Here is a 20,730-nt window from a genome sequence, read left to right on the forward strand (position 1 = left end):
ATGCCCCCTCAGTTGTTGTCATTTGAATTGAATTAAGCTCTGTTTTGGTTTAGAATGAATACTGAATGTTTTTTTCTTCTGTCCCCCAGCCGTCTGCTGGGGCCTTTTTCTTTTTCTCTTCTCATTTTCTCTCTCTAATGTATCCGGATGAAACCAAAAGCCGTGCCTGTAAGTTCCATATCACCTCCTAATCAGAATTCAAAGGATGTGTTCCATAATTCACCGGATTACCGGTTTCCACAGCTCTCCCTAAGGACAAGCTCTGGCTCCACAGTGACTTGAATAGCAGCCTCGCGTCCTTCCAGACGTTCCAGCAGCAGTTGGACCGCCGTGCGCCCGATTTGAACCGGGTGAACCTTAATGCTGGACAGAGGCGGATTCACAAAAGCCGAAACTTCTATATCATCGAACCCTACCACCGCCATTTCCTCAGGTACCTTCACGCTGCTCTCATGAAGAGCACGAAGAGCTCCGATAGCCATGGGATCATTGCCTATGAAGCAGGCGGTTGGCCGCTTCGGCTTGCTTAACAGCTCCTTCATGGTTTCATAACCGCTTGCCGTACTCCAATCCCCGGTAACCACATACTCGGGATTATAAAGACCCTTCTCCTTCATCAGCTGTTCAAAATGCCTTTGCCGGGCATCCAGAAGTGTCTGTCCCTTCTTGTTCGGTCCCAGCTTATAAAGGTATTCATGACCGGTGATCATTCCGATTTCGCGGTGGCCCAGCCGGTAGAAATGCTCAACTACCTCTTCCACGGCCTGCCTGAAGTTGATTTTCACAGAGTCGTAACCTCTGACATCCAGCAAATGATTGACCAATACGACCGATTTCCGGTCTGGAAAGATTCTCTCGATATCCTCTATATCAACAGAACCTACAATAATAAGTCCATCCATGTCCTGGAATGCGGAGGCATCAACATAATTCCCTCTTACCATTCTGCCTATGTTAAGATTCAGTTCCTCGCAGCGTCTCTCGATGCTTTGGCGGATCTCGGAGAAATACGTATCCTCCTTCTCGTCATCCGGCGAGACCCACAGCAGCAATCCAACCTGCTTGGTGGACAGCTCGCTCTCTTTTTTCATTCTTTTGACACGGTGAGGCTTGTACTGCATCTTCTCCGCGATATCAAAAATCCGGTCCCGGGTCTCCTCCCCTACGGAAAGGGACGTATCATTATTTAACACACGTGAGACCGTTGCGGATGATACATTGGCTAATTTAGCTATCTCTTTAATTGTAGCCATTGGCTCCAGCACCTTTAGTAAATTTTTTAACTAATTATGAAGTAAGTATATCAACGCTTCACCCATCTTGCAAGCACTTTCATTAGCGAAAACATAGGAAAATCATAAATTTTTATCGAAATAGGCCTTGATAATTGTTTTTTAACTAACAAAGAACGATATTTCTAGTAAAATTTTTACTAAATAACATTACAAATTTACTTAATTCCATGTGAAAATATCCTCCCTCCAGCATATATTCCCCTTCCTATTTCAGCAAAACCAGATTGTTTGCGGCTTTACTCTACAAAAAAAGGCTGCCGAGACTTTCTCGACAGCCTGAGGAGATAGCTCTCTCCTCTTTCACATGCACTTTATTCTCTACAAACTTCTAATCCCTTTACCTTTACTTACTCCTCAGTACCTTCCACCTGCTGCCGCTTCCCAATGCCGAATACGAAATACCCCACCGCCACAATTGCAATGAACGCAGCTCCTACAATCAGGGATGTCCGGGTATCCGGGTTGAACCACATGCCGATGATGACCAGGATCAGGAAGATAATTGTGATGTAGTTGCTCACAGGGAAGAATTTCGACTTGAACGGATGATTCGCCATCTCGTCCTTCCACTTGCGGCGGAACCGGAATTGGCTGAAGGCCAAGGCGAACCAAGGCACCATCCCCGGCAGAACACTTGCACTATAAATATACAAGAACAGCTTCGATTCAGGCGCAATATAATTGAACAGCACGCCAATCAAAAGCAGAGAGATCGTGGTGATCAGGCTGTTTCTCGGCACTCCGTTCTTGGATATCTTGCCAAAGAATTTCGGAGCCTGCCCGTTCTTAGCCAGGGTGTACAGCATTCTTCCCGCACTGTAAATCCCGCTGTTGCACCCGGACATGGCTGCCGTCAGCACCACGAAATTAATAATTCCCGCAGCCGCTACGATACCCACCTTGGCAAAAGTAAGAACGAATGGGCTGCCAATAGTGCCCACCTGATTCCAAGGATAGAGCGTGACAATCACGAAGATCGCGCCGACATAGAAGATCAGAATGCGCCAGATAATGTTCTTGATCGCGTTACGCAGGGTAACCTTCGGATTCTCCGCTTCTCCTGCCGTAATGCCCACCATCTCAACACCTTGATAAGCCCCAGTGACGATACACAGGGCGAACAGAAACCCTTTTAACCCTCCGGCAAAAAAGCCGCCATGACTATACAGGTTCGACAGCCCGATCGGCTGCCATCCGTTCCCGAGGCCGAAGAAGATCATCGCGGTTCCAACGATCAGCATGAAGATAATCGCCGCAATCTTAATCAGGGAGAACCAGAATTCAAATTCACCATAGAACTTCACCGCCGCAAGATTCGCAGCCGCAATAATGGCTACCCCAGCCAAGGCTGGCAGCCACTGTGGAATGTCCGGGAACCAGTAGCCCACATAAATGCCAATCGCGGTCACCTCGGCCATGCCCACCGTTACCCACAGGAACCAATAGCTCCAGGCGGTCAGGTATCCAGCGAGCGGACTGACATACTTATGCGCGAACGTAGCAAATGAGCCCGTCACCGGCTCCAGAATCAGCATTTCCCCCATAATCCGCATTACAAAAAACATCACAATCCCAGCCAGCAAGTAAGCCAGCAGCACCGAAGGCCCTGCCCACTTGATCGTACTGGCCGAACCCATAAACAGCCCTACACCAATCGTGCCACCAAGTGCAATAAGCTCAATGTGTCTAGGCTTTAGCCCTCTCGTTAATTGTTTTGACTCCACAAGAACGCTCCCCTTCAAATGTGTTCATGCTCTGACTGTAGTTAAGGATTCGGAAACCGTTCTTTCTCCAGCATTACTGAAATTTTATGACAAAAATTAAGTAAATTCAACAAATATCCGCTAGGAAAAAGTGGAACACACTGGTAAAGTCATGCCTCTTTCACACAAAGTTCAATTGAACTTCATTCGGGCTGCATTTTAAATGATATTTCTTAATTTAATTGACAAAGTCAAGTTAATTTGTTGACTAAGTCAATCAATATTGCTAAATTAATGTTGACTGAGTCAATTAATGGAGAGTGAGGGTACACTAATGAGTTATGAATCTTCTTTAATTCCAATTATCCGCAAATTTAACCGATTTTACACAAAGGTGCTCGGGTTGCTCGATAAGCACCTTCTGGCTAGCGATTTTTCACTTTCAGAAGCCAGGGTGCTTTATGAAATCGGGAATACGGAACGCTGCACAGCCAAATTACTGATTGAGCAGTTAAGGATTGATGCGGGTTATTTAAGCCGGATTCTGAAGCACTTTGAAAAGCTTGGTTTGACGTATAGGGTCCAATCCGATGAGGATGCAAGATCCTCCTTTTTGTTTTTGTCACCCGCTGGAGAAGAGACACTCGCCAAGATGGACGCGCTATCTAATGAACAAATTCGCAAGATGATTATCGAGCTGCCGGAGCAGAGCCAGAGGAGTATTGCCAGAAGCATGAGCATCATCGAACGGGAGCTGTCTAACAATAATGAAAGAAACATAAGTATTCGAACAAAGCTTAAACCGGGAGACATCGGTCTTCTTATTCATATGCATGGTTGGATTTATGCCAGGAAGTGCGGATATAATCATGTGTTCGAAGCATACGTATGTAAGACGTTCTATGATATGCTCCTCACCTACAGCGCGGAGAAGGACCGTTTCTGGATCGCCGAAGTGGATGGAGAAATTGTCGGTAGTATTGCGATGATTAGCCATTCTGATGAAAAAGCACAGCTAAGATGGTTTATGCTCCACCCCGAATTCAGAGGCATGGGACTTGGTAAGAAGCTTCTGCAGGAGTCCCTTCATTACTGCAGAGAAAGAGGCTTCCGCAGCGTCTTTCTGGAAACGACGGAAGATCAAAAAACGGCCATCAGTATGTATACGAGAGCAGGGTTTAGAAAGGTTGCGGAACAAGAGAACAACGACTGGGGTGTCCATCATATCGAGCAGACTTATGAGCTCCACCTTCAGGAAGCTTCTTTACAACCTGCAGATTCAGCAGTTGAGGTGAATTGAGATGATGGACCTGAGCCGCTCATCTGAATGAAAATGCGGAAAGGGAACGGTCGCCGTCCCGGAGCTAATCCTCACTTGTCCCGGAAAAGCATGTGGTTGACAGCCGTCGTGCAACGCCACACCACGACACCGGGAGCTTCGGGCGGTGCGCTTATTTGCTCGGTGTGATTAAGAAAGACACGGGTTCTCTCCGTGTCTCTCCTTTTAGCTATCCGCTCTCTTATGTGCTCTTACATCAAAGTCCCGTGTGCAAAAACAGTTCAATCACCGTATCATTCTCGTCCGGCAGCCGGGCACCAGCCAGATTGATAAAGGCTCCGTTCTCAATGTTGGAGTACTCCAGCGCCATCCATGGCACCTCAACCTTAAGCTCGGTTCCGTCCCGCAGCAGTCTGGCCTTGCGGATCTTGCCTTTCAAGCCCTCGAAGTAGATAGGGCCGATTCCCCGGTCGTAGACATGGGCATATAACCGCTCCCCGTTCTGTGTGTACCTTCCCCACTCAGGTTTAGGCAGATCAGCGGCTTTACAGCCATATATACTGTCGCCATTCAGCCTCAGCCATTCCCCTACCTCATTCAGTACCTCCAGCGTCTCCCGGTTGATTTCGCCCTTCGCATCAGGGGCCACATTAAGCAGCAAATTCCCGTTCTTACTGACACATTCGACGAGCGTGCGGATCACCTGTTTGGCTGACTTGTAGTTCTTATCCGTGGAATGGTAACCCCAGTTATCGTTCAAAGTAATGCATGCTTCCCAAGGAACAGGCCGCCCCTTCACATCTACGATGCCTCCAGGCGGGATAATCTGCTCCGGCGAGAAGAAGTCACCGGCATATTCCTCCGGCTCCTCCGCCCGGATATTGCCGCCAAGACGGTTGTCGATGATGATATCCGGCTGGATCGAACGGATCATACGGATCAGCTCGGTCGCCTTCCACTTCTCTCCCGTCATATCGTCGTAGGAGAAATCGAACCACATAATATCGATTTTGCCATAGTTCGTAAGCAGTTCCTTCACTTGGCCGTGCATATAAGTCAGATACCGGTCAAATTCAATTGGTTTATCCTTGGCCGCCTCATTATCCCTATCCGGATGGGCCTTATCCCCGTAGCCCGGGTAATCATCATGGTGCCAGTCGATAATCGAGTAATACAATCCAACCGCAATGCCCTCTTCGCGGAACGCATCCACATATTCGCGGACCAAGTCCCGTCCAGCCGGGGTATTTGTTGCTTTGAAGTCCGTCAGCCTGCTGTCGAACAGACAGAAGCCGTCATGGTGCTTCGTGGTCAGCACCGCATATTTCTGACCGGCGGCTTTAGCAGCCCGGGCCCATGCTTTCGGATCATACCGGGAAGCGTCGAACTCGTCAAAATACACCTTGTACTGCTCATAACTCATCCGCTCATTGCCGCGAATCCACTCCCCCCGGGCCGGGATGGAATACAGACCCCAGTGAATGAACATTCCGAACCGGTCCTGCAGGAACCAGTGGGTTCTCTGATCTCTTGTACTCATGCAGCTACCTCCGTCTCTAGAAGTAATGGCTTGATCTGTACTCTTTAAATGAACTGGAAATGAATAAACTCAAAATTTGCACTGCAAACGGAATTTAGAATATAGGCCTGACAATGGATATGACATGGACCACATCATCAAAAGAACCAGCAAATAACTTCAAATATAAATCCGGCTGAGGAGCCGATTGCCGAATATGCTAACGTTTAAAGCATTTGTTGGAACCCTAGAACCTTTGGCCTTGCTTGAGCAGAGCAGCCTGACTCACCAAGCGTGCTCCCCTCCCGTAAAAAAATTCTCTTGAAATCAAGCTATATCAAGCATGGAACAAAGCCGCCGCACCGATGAGTCCAACGTCATCCCTAAGACCAGCAGGCACGATTTCATATGTGCCCCGGTAAGCCTTCATCACCAGCTTATCCGTCTCGGCCCGCAGGGCCGGAAACAGCTGGTCGCCCGCCTTGCTCACCCCGCCCCCGATAACAATCCGGTCAGGATTGAACGTGTGAATCGCATTCGCAAGCCCGAGTGCCATATAATGCACTGTCCTGTCAACGACTTGGATAGCGACGGGATCAGCCTGTTTATGCGCTTCGAACACATGTCTCGCCGACACGGCTTCCCCGGAGGCCTCCGCCAGCTCCCGGATCATAGATGGGCGGCTCTCCATAAGCTCCAGCGCAGCTTCGCGGATCGCAGTCCCGGACGCATACATTTCCCAGCAGCCGTTGTTCCCGCATATGCAAGCTGGGCCATCCGGCTCGACAATGTTGTGGCCCAGCTCCCCGGCAAAAGAATTAGCGCCAAGCAGCAGCTTGCCGTCCAGAACAATTCCGGCTCCGATTCCTGTGCTGAACGTCACATACACCATATTCCCGGAGCCTGCTCCCGCGCCCCGGATATATTCCCCCCAGGCAGCCGCATTGGCGTCATTCACAACCTCAACGTCAACGCCGAGAGCTTCGCCCACCCACTGCTTCAAAGGAACATTACTCCACTCGGGAAGATTCGTTCCCTGAAGAACGATCCCGTCCCTGCTGTTCACCATGCCGGGTGAAGCCAGCCCCACACCGGAGATGGGATACCCTTTGGAAACGGAATGAATCATATCCTCCATACGCTGCACAACCTCTTTGGCAGTGCAGAGCCCTGCCGTCTCCATGCGCTCGCGGTTTAGAATTTCTCCATCCGCATTAAAAAGAGCGGCCGCAATCTTCGTTCCGCCCAAGTCGATCCCCACTACATATCTGTCCGTGTTCTGCAATCTCTATCACCTGTTTTCTGATCTGTATGGATGGAACTAAGGACCTTGCTGGTTAGTTCGCTTCTGAGACAGTTCTTGGTCTGCCAGATAATAACCTTGATTATGAATGAGTCTGCTCTACTCTAATAGCTTTGGTACGGACGGCCTCATTGGGAACAACTTAGCCTGGGGCACCTGCCTGCTCCCACAGACTCTATTCTGCTTTCTAACACGCGGGTCTGATAGCCCGGACATCCGATCCTTTTCTTCACGCTATACAGCGCTCAATGCTACGCTCGTCGGCTTAACTTTTGCGTGAATGATACCGCCCTGGTCTGTGGATGCCAAGCCAGATGTTCAGACATACCGGACCAGGCTGTCCGCCAGCGTACGCAGCTGCACGGGATCAATTGGCGCAAGGCCCGAGCGGCCATACCGGACGGCAGAACCGAAATGCACTTCGGGAACCCTGGTTTGTTCAATGAAGGAACAGACTGTCTCCGGGGTCAGGCCGTTTCCTGCCAGGATGCGCAGGGAGGTGCCCTCGGATGCTTCCACAAGTGCTCGGATTTGAGGAATTGCCGCCGGTGCTGGCTTTAGCCCGCCTGAGGTAAGGATACGGGTAATCTGTGGATATTGGTTCAATGTCTGTAGTCCCACTAGCTGATCCTCCAGCTCATCGAAGGCCCGGTGAAAAGTTACCTGCATGCCTTCCGTCAATGGAAGCAGCGCTTCGAGTGCCTGCTCATCCACAAGTCCCTCCTCCGTTACCGCACCGACTACAATACCGGCAGCTCCAGCCGCCGCAATGGCTTCTACCTCTGCCCGCATCGTCTCAAGGTCCATGGCGCTGTACACAAAGCTGCGGCTGTGCGGTCTGACCATCACATGGACTGGAATGCCTACCGACCTCACCACCTGCCGGACCAGCCCGATGCCCGGCGTCAAGCCGCCTTCTGTAACGGCGGTAATCAGCTCCAGCCGGTCCGCCCCATTCTCCTCCGCCACCAAGGCGTCACCGATACAAGTGGCGATAACCTCCAGTTTCATAACAAACCCTCCTTATTCGATAGATGATGGCAGTCCGAGACATGATAGCAGCAAAAGACATGATGACAGCGAGAGTCTAAACCTGCCGGAAATACCCGCAGGCATAATCCGCAAGCAGTCTTGCGCCATAGCCTGTCGCTCCCGCCTCGGCATACTCCACATCCTGCTTATACTGCACCGTGCCAGCCATATCGATATGTACCCAATTCATCGACTCGGCTACGAACCGCCTTATGAAAAGCGCCGCCATAATCGCACCTGCCATGCCGGACGTGCCCACATTGCGCAGATCGGCATAATTGCTTCTAAGCTCCGCTTCATACTCATCCATCAGCGGCATCGGCCACAGCCGCTCGCCGTTCCGCTCGCCGATGCGGACCAGCTCGCGCGTCATATCCGCATCGCCCCAAATGCCTGCGATGCCCAGTCCCAGCGCAGCGCCCACATTGCCCGTCAGCGTGGCAATGTCAATGGCCTGGGCCGCGCCGAGCTTGGCGGCGTGGATCAATGCATCCGCCAGCACAAGGCGGCCTTCCCCGTCGGTGTTCGCAATCTGAACGGTCAAACCGTTCGGATAAGCGATGACGGAGGACGGCAGCGTGGCGCGCGCATCCGGCAGATTGTCGGCTACGGCAATCAATGCCGTCACTCTGACCTTGGCCCGCTGGCGGACAAGGAGATCCAGCGCGCCGATCACAGCTGCGGCGCCGCCCATATCCATCCGGGCGTCGCTGATATCCGCGCCCGTCTTGGCGTTCATGCCGCCCATGTCGAAGGTGATGCCTTTGCCGACCAGGGCCAGCATTGGCGCATCCGGCAGGGCTTCATATCTCAGCTCAATGAGCGCCGGAGCGTGCTTGCTCCCGGCCCCTACAGCCAGCAGGCCGTTCATGCCGCGATCGATCAGCTCTTGTCCCTTGTACACATGGATCTGAACTGGCTGATCCTTGAACAGCTCCACCGTCCAGGCCACAAAAGCATCCGGGTTCAGAACACCCGGCGTCTCATTGACCCAGTCCCGGGTCAAATTCACAGCCTCCGCCCGCTGTTCAGCGATTGTGATTACCTTGTCAAGCTCTCCTGCGGACAGCTCAGGCCAATCTGCGGAGCGGATGTTCAGCTTCACCCTACCACCAATCTTGGTGGCGCTTCTGTACTTATCGAACCGGTACAGACCATGCAGCCAGCCTTCGATCCAGGCCTGGAGCCAAGCTGCCGCCTCAGGTTCGCCCTCCCGAACCCCTTCGCTTCCAGTAATATTATGAACGGCTGGGCGCTGCCCAGCTGTCGGATCGACCGCACTCTCCAGATACTTTGCACGCTCGGGAGTCACATAGTCCTGTGGGTTCTTCTGGATTTCATCGGTATTAAGGGCTTCGGGAGTGTAACGGATATGGCGAGTATCAGGGGTTCCATAACTGCCCGAATCCTTCAGGGCCTCCGATCTCTCGCCATCCTCCTCCGGCGGGACACTCTTCGCACCATCAGAGCCCCTACCCGGATTCCGCACCAGCGTCCCACAGCCCCTCCCTTCCTGCAAAAGGGTCCGGGCCGCAGCACCCCCAGCCCGGCGCACCTGCTCTAAGGTCACGGTCTGCCGGTCGCCCAGTCCAGCGGCTAGCACATCGGCCTCCTCTGCCGAGCGGCCATACAACCAGGTAATACTCCCCTGTCGTTTGCGCCGCTCATTCATCGGATAAGCCGAGTCCTCTCCCGCATAGACTGGTTGGATGAGGACCTCGTCCTCTCCGGTCAAATCTGTATATATTTGCATGGCGATTCAATCCTTTACCAATAAAGTGGGATGTGAACCCATCCGTTCTTACAAGCCTTCAATATCCAGATAAGCCTTTTCAAGGCTACATATCGACAGTGTCTACCAATGTCTTTCTATATCTACAAACCTACCGCGCCTAAATCCCCGTATACATCTACATCTTTAAAGTCCTACATTTGCAATCCGTCATTATATAAATGGCACGCCACCTGATGCCCAGGCTCAACCTCCCGGAACACCGGCTCCTGCTGCTTGCAAATTTCCATACAAGCAGGGCAGCGGTTATGGAACCGGCAGCCGGTTGGCGGGTCTACGGGACTTGGCAGATCCCCTTTTAGAATGATGCGTTCCCGCTTCTGGTTCGGGTCCGGCACCGGAACCGAAGAGAGCAGCGCCTGGGTATACGGATGGAGCGGGCGGTCATAAAGCGTATCCTTATCCGCTGTCTCCACGAGCGTGCCCAGATACATCACGCCGATTCGGTCGCTGATATGTTCCACTACACTCAGATCGTGGGAGATGAACAGATATGTCAGGCCATATTCCTCCTGAAGATCCTGCATCAGGTTGAGAACCTGGGATTGAATGGAGACATCCAGCGCCGATACCGGCTCATCCGCCACAATCAGGCTGGGACGTACGGACAAGGCACGCGCAATGCCGATCCGCTGACGCTGCCCGCCGCTGAACTCATGAGCGTAGCGTTCGGCATGAATGCTGCTGAGTCCAACGGTCTCCAGCAGCTCCCGGGCCAGCTTATCCCGCTCCTTGGCGCTCAGCTTCGTATGAATAATCAGCGGTTCGGCCACCAGCTCTTTCACCTTCATCCGGGGATTGAGCGAAGCGTAGGGGTCCTGGAAGACCATTTGCATCTCCCTGCGCAGCGGCCGCATCTGATTGTCGCTCAGCTCGCTGATGTTATGCCCGTTGAACCAGACCTCTCCGCCGCTCGGCTTCAGCAGCCGGTTGACCAGACGGCCTGTTGTGGACTTGCCGCAGCCGCTCTCGCCAACGAGGCTGAATGTCTCCCCCTTGCGGATCGCGAACGAGATCCCGTCCACCGCGCGCAAATACTTGGACGCGCCGAACCAGCCTTTTTTCACGGCAAAAGATTTCCGTAATCCTCTAACCTCAACCAGCGGTGTATCTGCCATCGTCCTCTCCCCCTTCCGCCTTGTCCATTTGTGTCAGCCAGCAGCGGCTGGTTCTCTCCGTCTGTCCGGGGACTGGAAGCAGCTCAGGCTCCCGCTCCAGGCATTGCTGCATCACATGGGCGCAGCGGGGTGCGAACTTGCAGCCGGGAGGCATAGCGCTAAGGTCCGGCACATTGCCCTGGATCGATGCCAGACGGCGGACCTTCTGACGCAGCTTCGGCACGGACTGGATCAATCCTCTGGTATACGGGTGCTGAGGATTCTCGAACAATTCCTTTACACTGGCCTCCTCTACAACCCGCCCCGCATACATAACTACAACCCGGTCGCACATCTCGGCAACCACGCCCAGATCATGCGTAATCAGCAGCATACCCATGTCCTGCTCTTCCTTCAGCCGCTTCATCAAATCGAGAATCTGTGCCTGAATCGTCACATCCAGCGCGGTCGTCGGCTCATCGGCGATGAGCAGCTTCGGACCGCAGGACATCGCCATCGCGATCATCACGCGCTGCCTCATTCCTCCGGACAGCTGGTGCGGATACTCATCCACCACGTCCTCCGCCCTCGGAATTCCCACCTGCTTCAGCATGTGGATGGCATGCTCCCGCGCACGCTTGCGGCTGTACCCCAGATGCAGCATGATCGGCTCTTCGAGCTGCCGCCCGATGCGCAGTACCGGATTCAGGGAAGTCATCGGCTCCTGGAAGATCATCGCCAGCTCGTTGCCGCGGAATTTCCGCATTTCTTTTTCCTGAATTCGAGTCAGATCGGTACCCTCGAACCGGACAGCCCCACCGGCAATCTGTCCAGGAGTATCCTTAAGCAGGCGCATGATCGACAGGGAGGTGACGCTTTTGCCGCAGCCGCTCTCGCCAACGAGCCCCAGTACTTCACCTTTATTGATATGAAAATTAATGCCGGACACGGCCTTTACGCTTCCGCCGTCCCGCCGGAATTCCGTTGTCAAATCCTCCACTTCAAGCAATCTGGACGCCATGGCCCTGTCCCCCTTTAATTTTTCGTCTTGGGATCGAGCGCATCACGCAGTCCGTCCCCAACCAGATTAAAAGCAAGCACAGCCAAGAAAATCGCGATTCCCGGAAAATACACAATGTGCGGGGCAATACTCAGGTAATCCCGCCCCATGCTGAGCATCGCGCCCCAGTCCGGCTCAGTTGGCTTGGCGCCCATACCCAGGAAGCTGAGTGAAGAAGCTGCCAGAATCGCGCCGCCGATCTTCATCGTCACATTGACAATCACACTCGGTACGGTCTGCGGAAAAATATGCTTCCAGATCATCCGCGCATCCCTCGCTCCCATCGAGCGGGCCGCCTCCACGAACAAATTCTCCTTGGCCGACAGCGTTACACTTCGGATAATCCGGGCGAAGGACGGCGTGCCGAATACCGCCACCGCAATGACCACGTTGGAAAGGCCCGGGCCTAGAATCGCCACAATCCCAATAGCCAGCAGCAGGTCAGGAAAAGAAAACAGCACATCGCTGCCCCGCATAATCAGCCGGTCCAACCAGCCTCCGTAATAACCGCTGAGCAGCCCGAGCACAGTTCCCGCAACAGCCGCAATCAGAACCGAGCTTAAGCTGACCGCCAGGGTCAGACGCGTGCCGTCGATCAGACGGCTTAGAATATCCCGCCCGTATTCATCGGTCCCCGCCCAGTGCGCGGCTGACGGCCCGGTCATCAGGGCATCGTAATCCGGTTCATTCGGATCATACGGGGTGAGATGAGGCCCGAATATCGCGATAATTGCCAGCAGGATGATGAAGATCCCTGCAACCAGCGCCACCCGCTGCTGGCAGAACTTATGAATGAACTCCCTGACACGTCCCTTGGCCGGTTTCGCGGCAAGCGTAATACCGGCCCCTTGGGAATCGGTGCCCATAATCGTTGTATTGTTGTCCATCCTCTTCCCTCCTAGCTAGACGCATACCTGATTTTTGGATTCAGCACCCCATAAAGCAAATCCACAATCAGGTTGATTAGAATGAACTGGGTGGCGAACAGCAGCAGAAGCGCCTGAATTACGGTGTAATCGCGAAAAGAAATCGAATCCACCAGCAGTCTCCCAAGTCCCGGGATACTGAATACAGTCTCTACCATAACCGAACCGCCCAGCAGGAATCCGAACTGCAGACCTGCCACCGTAACGACCTGGATCAGGGAGTTGCGCAGCGCATGCCGCCCCACAACGATGACTTCCCTCAGACCTTTCGAACGTCCGGTCCGGATGTAATCCTCCCTCATCGTCTCCAGCATGGATGATCTGGAGAATCTTGCGAGCATGGACATGATGCCCGCCCCGAGGGTGATGGAAGGAAGGATATAGGATTTCCAGGAATCCACCCCGCCCGTTGGGAACCAGCCAAGCTGTACCGAGAAGATCTGAATGAGCACCAGTCCCAACCAGAAGCCCGGTACCGAGATGCCGGAAATGGCCGTCAGCATTCCTACGTAATCCGGCCACTTGTTACGGTTCACCGCAGATAATGTCCCGATTAAGAGGCCAATGATGAGTGCCCAACCCAAGCTCATGAACGTAAGGATCAGGGTTGGTGTCAGCCGGCTCATGAGCATATCTGAAACCGGGAGCCCTGAGCGCAGCGAAGTCCCCAGATCGCCATGCAGCAGCCGTCCCATATAACTCAGATACTGCTGCCAGAGCGGCAGATCGAGCCCGAGCTGGGCACGGATGCCGTTAATTTCCTCCAGCGTGGCTTCCTTGCCTGCAACCAGCCGGGCTGGATCACCGGGGATCAGATGGATGAACATGAAGACCAGTACCGAGACGACAAACATGAGTGGAATGACCCCAAGAAGTCTTTGTAGCGCATATCTTCCCAAGAAATGAGCCCCCTTTAGATTGAACAGGTACATAAGAGGGGCCGGTCTCTTCATGAACAGACAGAAACGGCCCCTTTCTTTTTCATACATAAAAACTGGCTTGCTACCAACAATAGCTGCTTGTTACTCGCAGCTGCCTTCCAACTTATTACTCATGCTTACTACTTACTTCATATTTCTTGCTTGTTGTTTCGTTGTTTCGTTGTTTCGTTGTTTCGTTGTTTCGTTGTTTCGTCGTTTCTTGTTTCTTGTTTCTTGTTTCTAGTTTCGTTGCTTGCTTCACGTTTCGTTGTTGTTTCTTGCCTCTTCCTACTTCTAAAACTCACAATTTCTTTACTTCACCTCAGCATCACGAACGCTGATCGAGCCGTCCGGGAACACTTTCACACCGCTGAGATTGGATCTTTGACCTGAGATAACCTGATCCACGCCCATGAATACCCACGGGGCATCTTCCCAGATGGTCTTCTGGATATCAGCATAGATCGTTTTAGCTTGATTCGGATCTGTTGCCTTGTTGGCGTCCGCGATCCATTTGTCCACATTCGGATTCTTATAATAAGCGGTATTCGATCCGGCCGGAGGGAACATTTCGCTGCTGAACAGTCCTCTTGTTGCCCCATCCGCATCCCCGGACGATGGTGACCAGCTCACGTACCACATTTGGATCTTCGCCTGCTCCGGTGTTGCCGCAGAGTTGATCTGCTCCGACAAAGTACCGCCCTCCATCGATTTCACGTCCAGCTTAATGCCAACCAACGCGAGCTGCTGCTGGATGAACTGCATGCCTTTCATTGTCTCGGAGTCATTCTCTCCCCAGATTTCAGCTGTAAAACCCTCCGGGTAACCGGCCTCAGCCAGCAGGCTCTTCGCCTTCTCCACGTCATAGTCATAACCGCTCTGCTTCGAGTAGTACTGCGTCTTGGAGGACATCGTCGAATCCAGCTTCGCTCCAAGACCGGACTTTACGACCTTGATATAGGCGTCTTTGTTGATCGCATAGTTGATGGCCTGGCGGACCTTCACATTGTCAAAAGGCTTCTTCATCGTGTTCAGCGTGACATAACGAACGATTGTGGAATCCACTTTGTCTATCACAATATTGCTGTCCCCTTGAACCTCAGACACCTGCTCCGTTGGCATCGGGTAGATGAAGTCGGCTTCCCCTGTCTTCAGCATTGCAATCCGGGAGCCGTTCTCCGGCACCGGCTTGAACGTAATGCTCTCTACCTTCGGCAGATCCTTCTGCCAGTAGTCCGGGTTCTTCACGACCACAAGGCGGTCGCCCTGCACCCACTCCTTAAATTTGAAAGGGCCTGTGCCAACCGGGTTCTTGCCGATGTTCTCGGCCTGCTCCTTCAGCGCCTTCGGGCTGACGATCAGCGCCATCGCCATTTTGTTCAGGAACGCGTTGTACGGCTCACTGAGTGTAATCACCACCGTCTTCGCATCCGGCGCTTCCACCTTGGTGACCTTAGCGAAGCTCTTGCGCATCTTCAGGTTGTTCTTCTCGTCACGGATCCGGTCCAGATTAACCTTCACCGCTTCGGCGTTAAAGTCGGTCCCATCGTGAAACTTGATGTTCTGCTTGAGTGTGAACGTGTATACCAGACCGTCATCACTAATTTTGTAGGAGTCGGCGAGCACCGGAACGACATTCATGTCCTTGTCGAAACCCATCAGGCCTTCGTACATGGTTCTTGCCGCGGTGATCGAATGGGTGTCACTCGTGTTGTGCGGGTCCAGTGTAATAAAGTTGGCATTAATGGCAATGACGATATCCTTCTTGTTCTTGGACACCGTCTGCGCGCTTCCGCTTTGACCAGTGCTTGCGCTTCCTGTGCCGGTATTCGAGCTGCCTGAGCTGCTTGAGCAGCCTGCGGCAACAACCGTAAAGATCAGCAGCAGCATTAGCGTGGACCACATTTTTCCTTGAACCTTCATTCGCTTCACTCCTCAAAAATAGTTTTATAGAATCGCTCCATGTCCGGTATGCCCAAGGCACCGATTAGGAGATTATTCTTGCTTAAGATGAAGGCGTAAGCTCGAACACCGCCCGGCGTTCGCCCACTTCTGTCCCACCGTCATTCACAATCGTATTCGGAACAAGCCTATACAATCGCTCGATCGTCTCCTGGTTGCCATACCCGATGCGCTCCAGAATTGAAGCGATGATGCACGGCCACACCTGCTCGGAGCCGTCGGACACCTTGAGGGAAATACCCAATCTCTCCTGTCTCAAGCCAATGCCATAGACCCCTTTGGCCCCGCCCTTGGCAGCCAGGTTCGGGTCCTTCAGCAGCTCGGAGCAGACGAACCGGGTATCCGCGATCATGTCCGGGTACTCGTTCATGAGCCGGGCAATCCTTGCTGCGGCTTCCCGTGTCTGCGGGTCCTCAATGAGGTCTGGGCAGGCCAGCTTCAGGAAGGAGTAGGCAATTTTATGCAGTGGAAGGGCGAAAATCGGAAGACCACAGCCGTCTATACCCTGCGGGATTGAGCTTTCAGGCACCTCCGCGATATATGAGAGCGTATTCAAAATCTCTTTCTGCACCGGGTGTTCCGGTTCATAATAGGTGTGTTCATCCCAGCCCATATGCTTGCTGAGGGCAATGAGTCCTGTGTGCTTGCCTGAGCAGTTATGGAAGATCCGCCGTTTGGCTTCCCGCGCCTGATGTCTCTCGGCCTTGGCATCTTCATTCAGCGGATAGGTCTCACAGCAGTGAAGACCTTCTTCCTTGACACCGGTCTTGCGCAGCATCGATTCCAGAGCCTTGATGTGGAAGCTCTCGCCCCGGTGGGACGCTGCGAACAGGGCCGCTTCCTGTCCGGTGAGCCCGTACACCTCGTCAATTCTCCGCTTCATGGCTGGTATAGCCTGGAACGGCTTAGCGGCCGATCTCAAGAAGGTCATATGCTCCGGGTCACCCGCCGAGTATAAGATCCGGCCTTTCTCGTCCACGATGCTGACCGCCCCGTAATGCACGTTCTCCAATACACCGCCGCGATACTCCTCAACTAATGGTGTAAATCTCATCGTCATCCCCTCCTTAGGTGTCAAGCCCGTTCTTGAACGGCTCAGCGGCTTCCAAGATACGTCTATTTCAAAATCCGTCTATTTCAAAATCCGTCTATTTCAAAGCGAAAAAACAATTCTGTGAAATCAATCCCGAGCCGATCACCACGCCCTGGTCATGCAGTTCAGACTTAAAAATCCGGAAAGCACCCCGCAGTGGCTCCCATACGTACTTTGAATAACACAGATCAACCACTTCATCGAAAATCTCCGGGAATTTGTCCGCCAGCTCCCCGCTCAGGATAACGCTGTCCGGGTTGTACATACACACCACATTGTTAATGGTGATCGCCATATACATCAGTGCGCGTTCAATAAGGTAGACGGCCCAGCGTTCCCCTGCATGCTTGGCTGCGAACAGCTCCTCAATCGAGCGGATCGGCCGGACCTTGTTCGCCTCCGACAGCAGGGAGTTGATATTGATGTAGGTCTGAAGGCAGCCGGCCTTACCGCAGTCGCACAGCATACCGTTCGGGTCAATCGTGGTATGGCCGATTTCTCCGGCACTGTTCGTTTTGCCCCGGTAGATCTCTCCCTCCACGATGAACGCAGAGCCGACTCCGTTCCCGAAGCCCAGCAGTACCGTCCGCTGCGAACCGCTTGCGGCCCCCTTCATATGTTCAGCAAGGGCCTTAGCCTTAAGCTCATTATCCACTGCCACGTCATACCCGGTGATAACCTTGAGCTTCTCCGCAATAGGGACATTCCTCCATCCAAGCTGTACGGAGAAAATAACCTCTCCCGTATCGTTGTCCACGATGCCCGGTAGCCCTACGCCAACCCCAATGATCCGGTCACATTCGATCTCATTTGATTTCGTCAGCCGGACAATCTCGTCCCCCACCCGCTTAAGGGTAACCTCGGCACTCTCCTCCAGGGACCTCGGATACTGGGCACCCGCAATTACATTGCCCTGCAAATCCACAATCCCGATGTTCACCTGATGGCGGTCCAACTCGACACCCACAGAGAGCACTGCGGCATCCACCATTTCCAGCAGTGTCGATTTGCGGCCCAATCCCGCGGAGACCTGCTCAGATTCGAGCAGATACCCTTCTTCTGTCAGCTCCCCAACAATCCGGCTTACCGTGGTCGGACTCATCCCGGTCTGCTTAGCGATTGAAGCCCGGGAGATCGGCTGCTGGTTCTTGATGATCTCAAACACCGTCAGCCGGTTCTGGCGTTTCATGAAATCCTGGTCATGTTTTTTCACTATTCATCCTCCATTATTTTCATCAGTGAATTAATTAACGAGGATTTTGACTGTTTTTAATGTTTTTAACGAAATAATCCACTTAAAAAATGTCTATTTATATTTATATTCTCCAGTGATATTTATAATAATAGTCATAGCATTATATTATGTCAATATAAATAACATGATTTGCGGATAAAACTTTTAATATTTAAATGTAAGCGGTTTAATATTGTTGAACTTTCGAATTTACGCTACAACTTGTCTTTATCTATCATATACCTAACATATATATGACATTATAGAACCGTTTTAAACCTAAGAAAACACCATATAGGTTAGAAACACCTTCAAAAAAGGTACATTGTAATCCAGTGAGCGAATGGGATAGGAGGGCCAGGTTAGATTTTTTAACGTGGAGAAATAAATAAGGGGTACGCCGATTTTTATCCAGAGAGTTAAAGAGCAAAGAAACATAAAAGAAACACATAGGTAGGCAAACCTTTAAGTCCGTCTATGAAAGCTTAAGGAAATCTTTATCTTTTCCCCACTTAATCTTAAATTTTGTGCTTTATCTTTGAAATACAAGACAAAGACCAGCACGAAATGAGGGATTTAAGTGAATACTAAAAGAATAAGCAGCAGCCTAGTGATTGCGGCGATGTTTGCCGCTTATATGTATATTGTAGTTAGGATTATTCTGTTTAAGTTCCACAGCATTGACCTGCATTTTATCAAGCAGCAGCTAAAGGCGCATTGGCACAGTCCTGAGATCATTATGGACCAGCTGACGGTCAGGGCGAATCTTGTTCCTTTCCATGAGATTTTCACGTATTTCGAACAGGCTACCCTGCACAGCTGGGTGAATTTCGCCGGGAATATCCTAATCTTCATGCCCTTTGGCATGCTGCTGCCGCTTCTGTTAAGAGGCATGTCGAACCCTTGGTCCAAGGTATTGATGCTGTCCTTCACCTTCAGCCTGGGGCTGGAGACCTCCCAGTTGATCCTGGCGATCGGTACGTTTGACGTGGATGATCTGATTTTGAACACATCTGGGGGCTTGCTGGGGTATGGAGTGTACCGGACTTGGATAATGACAAGATCGCCGCTGCCTCGTAATAATGGAAAACCGGCTATATAAAATGAACTTAAGAAGGTTCCCCCTTGGGACGCTGCGATGCCGAGTGATCTTACGACTACTGTGGTCTCCGAAATCCTTGAACTAGATATCCAAGTATTCCTTACAGCATGTTTTAAATTTTGGGAATGATATGGGCCGCCCTAAGGATCGTTTGATCCGGGGTGGCCCTTTTTTTGTACTAAGGACGCTGCCGAACGAAGATTTCCTCAACATGTATCCCCAATTAAAAACACAAAAAGAAACCGTCTTTTGGTAAATTGGAAGTATGGCCCACCATTTACCAAAGGAGCGGTTCTTTATTAAGGAGCTATATACACATTCACTGCTTTCCATTTTCCATCTACAAGCCTTAGATCTAACGAAACCCACTCTTTAAAGCCCGTATCCTTCGTTTCGTATTGATGTGAGACCCACACATGACCTCCCCAGAAATAATGAAGACCCAGAGTAAATTTAGAACTATAATTTGCCGGTTCATAATTGCTGGATTTCATCCCGCGTCTCTGTGGATTGATTTTATTAAACACCTCAGCCGTCATTTCAGCAGTCGTCGTTGAGAAATTATAGTTATTGTCCATGGCATGCTTAACAATTGCCCGCGCGCTTTCCCCTATCCAGATTGAAAACCCTAAATAAAGCACGATTATGGCTAAGATAGGAATGCCCATAGAGCCCCAATGGGCTTTAGAACGAAAGGATAGATCGCTTAGAAGACCAGCTTCATGCATACTGGCTTTGCGCATGTTCAAATTGAATTGCTCCTTTCCAAGAAAATAACCCTCAGCTTTCTTTATCCATTTCTTTGAGCAGGCCCTGTCTTAGCTCCTCCAGGAATTTCAATTGCAGTTCACACTGATCGTACATATTTTCAAAAATTAGCGATACATTTTGCGGAATTTCCGAGTACTTTTCCTTTTCCCGCTGCCCCTCCTTCATCTCATCATAGATACTTTGAATCGCCTGCTGCTGCACGCTCAAGGCATCAAGGATACTTTCTCTTGGTGCTTCATCCATAAAAGTAAGAACGGTATACAGGGCACTCGGAAAAACAACAGATGCTTTTTTAAACGAACTAATAAGCATGCTGTCAAACTCTTCCTTCCCTTTAGACGTAATGGAGTAAATAGCTTTTGAGCGGTTTCCGGTCTGCTCCAAATTTTGCAAGATGACCAATCCGTCTTTTTCCAGTTTTCTTAAAGCATGATATATGGATGCGGGCTGCACGTAAGCCCATTTGTCTGTTTTCGCTGATTGCATTGTCTGCTGAATTTCATAACCGGACATGGGACCGTATTTTAATAAAAGTCCAAGCACCATAACAATTGTCATTCCTCTTCGCTCCACTCCATATGAAGTTCTGAAATACTAAAATTATAGTATTCCCTCTCTCAATTAGTATAAGTGAATTTATGC

General features: G+C 51.5%; 17 protein-coding genes. 2 read left to right on the forward strand and 15 right to left on the reverse strand.

Features of this window, described 5'->3' with window-relative positions; translation table 11 throughout:
- Positions 1-227 precede the first annotated feature (227 nt).
- Together KJS63_RS15775 and KJS63_RS15780 are read right to left on the reverse strand one after the other, a co-directional pair.
- Entirely contained in the window at positions 228-1,253 is a 1,026-nt protein-coding gene (locus tag KJS63_RS15775; protein WP_213619958.1) for a LacI family DNA-binding transcriptional regulator, read from the reverse strand.
- Between the two features lie 389 nt (positions 1,254-1,642).
- On the reverse strand, positions 1,643-3,019 hold the full coding sequence (locus KJS63_RS15780) for an amino acid permease (protein ID WP_213619959.1): 1,377 nt from the start codon (positions 3,017-3,019) through the stop codon (positions 1,643-1,645).
- Positions 3,020-3,332: 313 nt separating this feature from the next.
- On the opposite strand from KJS63_RS15780, the gene KJS63_RS15785 reads away from it, so the two are divergent.
- Positions 3,333-4,298, forward strand: coding sequence for a bifunctional helix-turn-helix transcriptional regulator/GNAT family N-acetyltransferase (locus tag KJS63_RS15785; protein ID WP_213619960.1), 966 nt, complete (start codon positions 3,333-3,335; stop codon positions 4,296-4,298).
- A 235-nt stretch (positions 4,299-4,533) separates the two neighbouring features.
- On the opposite strand, the gene KJS63_RS15790 is transcribed toward KJS63_RS15785, so the two are convergent.
- The 11 genes from KJS63_RS15790 to KJS63_RS15840 form a co-directional block, all read right to left on the reverse strand.
- Positions 4,534-5,817, reverse strand: coding sequence for an alpha-L-fucosidase (locus KJS63_RS15790; RefSeq protein ID WP_213619961.1), 1,284 nt, complete (start codon positions 5,815-5,817; stop codon positions 4,534-4,536).
- Positions 5,818-6,133: 316 nt separating this feature from the next.
- A complete protein-coding gene (locus KJS63_RS15795) occupies positions 6,134-7,081 on the reverse strand; it encodes an ROK family protein (RefSeq protein WP_213619962.1) in 948 nt (315 codons plus the stop codon).
- 336 nt (positions 7,082-7,417) lie between these two features.
- Positions 7,418-8,110 carry a copper homeostasis protein CutC gene (locus KJS63_RS15800; protein WP_213619963.1) on the reverse strand — a complete coding sequence of 231 codons (693 nt, stop codon included), beginning with the start codon at positions 8,108-8,110 and terminating at the stop codon, positions 7,418-7,420.
- Between the two features lie 76 nt (positions 8,111-8,186).
- On the reverse strand, positions 8,187-9,884 hold the full coding sequence (locus tag KJS63_RS15805) for a leucyl aminopeptidase family protein (RefSeq protein WP_244862626.1): 1,698 nt from the start codon (positions 9,882-9,884) through the stop codon (positions 8,187-8,189).
- 173 nt (positions 9,885-10,057) lie between these two features.
- Positions 10,058-11,041, reverse strand: coding sequence for an ABC transporter ATP-binding protein (locus tag KJS63_RS15810; RefSeq protein ID WP_068614723.1), 984 nt, complete (start codon positions 11,039-11,041; stop codon positions 10,058-10,060).
- Positions 11,019-12,041, reverse strand: coding sequence for an ABC transporter ATP-binding protein (locus tag KJS63_RS15815; protein ID WP_213619964.1), 1,023 nt, complete (start codon positions 12,039-12,041; stop codon positions 11,019-11,021). Before KJS63_RS15815 ends, KJS63_RS15810 begins: the two co-directional genes overlap by 23 nt.
- Before the next feature lie 14 nt (positions 12,042-12,055).
- Positions 12,056-12,967, reverse strand: a complete 912-nt coding sequence (locus tag KJS63_RS15820; protein ID WP_068614718.1) for an ABC transporter permease subunit — start codon at positions 12,965-12,967, stop codon at positions 12,056-12,058.
- 11 nt (positions 12,968-12,978) lie between these two features.
- Entirely contained in the window at positions 12,979-13,905 is a 927-nt protein-coding gene (locus KJS63_RS15825; RefSeq protein ID WP_068614717.1) for an ABC transporter permease subunit, read from the reverse strand.
- Positions 13,906-14,238: 333 nt separating this feature from the next.
- Complete coding sequence (locus tag KJS63_RS15830; protein WP_213619965.1) at positions 14,239-15,849, reverse strand: glutathione ABC transporter substrate-binding protein; 1,611 nt, start codon at positions 15,847-15,849, stop codon at positions 14,239-14,241.
- A gap of 82 nt (positions 15,850-15,931) precedes the next feature.
- Positions 15,932-16,942, reverse strand: a complete 1,011-nt coding sequence (locus tag KJS63_RS15835) for an asparaginase (RefSeq protein ID WP_213619966.1) — start codon at positions 16,940-16,942, stop codon at positions 15,932-15,934.
- 94 nt (positions 16,943-17,036) lie between these two features.
- On the reverse strand, positions 17,037-18,194 hold the full coding sequence (locus tag KJS63_RS15840; RefSeq protein ID WP_213619967.1) for an ROK family transcriptional regulator: 1,158 nt from the start codon (positions 18,192-18,194) through the stop codon (positions 17,037-17,039).
- A 601-nt stretch (positions 18,195-18,795) separates the two neighbouring features.
- Here KJS63_RS15840 and KJS63_RS15845 point away from each other — a divergent pair.
- Entirely contained in the window at positions 18,796-19,317 is a 522-nt protein-coding gene (locus tag KJS63_RS15845; RefSeq protein ID WP_213619968.1) for a VanZ family protein, read from the forward strand.
- A 299-nt stretch (positions 19,318-19,616) separates the two neighbouring features.
- On the opposite strand, the gene KJS63_RS15850 is transcribed toward KJS63_RS15845, so the two are convergent.
- A complete protein-coding gene (locus KJS63_RS15850; protein ID WP_213619969.1) occupies positions 19,617-20,066 on the reverse strand; it encodes a hypothetical protein in 450 nt (149 codons plus the stop codon).
- Positions 20,067-20,097: 31 nt separating this feature from the next.
- A complete protein-coding gene (locus KJS63_RS15855) occupies positions 20,098-20,646 on the reverse strand; it encodes a PadR family transcriptional regulator (protein ID WP_068614703.1) in 549 nt (182 codons plus the stop codon).
- Between the last annotated feature and the right edge of the window lie 84 nt (positions 20,647-20,730).

Source organism: Paenibacillus sp. J22TS3, from assembly GCF_018403205.1.
Taxonomy (GTDB): Bacteria; Bacillota; Bacilli; order Paenibacillales; family Paenibacillaceae; genus Fontibacillus; species Fontibacillus tuaregi.

What these genes read in the sequence shown, in the direction of transcription:
- KJS63_RS15775 (WP_213619958.1), bottom strand. Translation starts at nt 1,253, where the DNA reads ATGGCTACAATTAAAGAGATAGCTAAATTAGCCAATGTATCATCCGCA.
- KJS63_RS15785 (WP_213619960.1), top strand. Translation starts at nt 3,333, where the DNA reads ATGAGTTATGAATCTTCTTTAATTCCAATTATCCGCAAATTTAACCGA.
- KJS63_RS15790 (WP_213619961.1), bottom strand. Translation starts at nt 5,817, where the DNA reads ATGAGTACAAGAGATCAGAGAACCCACTGGTTCCTGCAGGACCGGTTC.
- KJS63_RS15800 (WP_213619963.1), bottom strand. Translation starts at nt 8,110, where the DNA reads ATGAAACTGGAGGTTATCGCCACTTGTATCGGTGACGCCTTGGTGGCG.
- KJS63_RS15805 (WP_244862626.1), bottom strand. Translation starts at nt 9,884, where the DNA reads ATGCAAATATATACAGATTTGACCGGAGAGGACGAGGTCCTCATCCAA.
- KJS63_RS15810 (WP_068614723.1), bottom strand. Translation starts at nt 11,041, where the DNA reads ATGGCAGATACACCGCTGGTTGAGGTTAGAGGATTACGGAAATCTTTT.
- KJS63_RS15815 (WP_213619964.1), bottom strand. Translation starts at nt 12,041, where the DNA reads ATGGCGTCCAGATTGCTTGAAGTGGAGGATTTGACAACGGAATTCCGG.
- KJS63_RS15820 (WP_068614718.1), bottom strand. Translation starts at nt 12,967, where the DNA reads ATGGACAACAATACAACGATTATGGGCACCGATTCCCAAGGGGCCGGT.
- KJS63_RS15830 (WP_213619965.1), bottom strand. Translation starts at nt 15,849, where the DNA reads ATGAAGGTTCAAGGAAAAATGTGGTCCACGCTAATGCTGCTGCTGATC.
- KJS63_RS15835 (WP_213619966.1), bottom strand. Translation starts at nt 16,942, where the DNA reads ATGAGATTTACACCATTAGTTGAGGAGTATCGCGGCGGTGTATTGGAG.
- KJS63_RS15855 (WP_068614703.1), bottom strand. Translation starts at nt 20,646, where the DNA reads ATGACAATTGTTATGGTGCTTGGACTTTTATTAAAATACGGTCCCATG.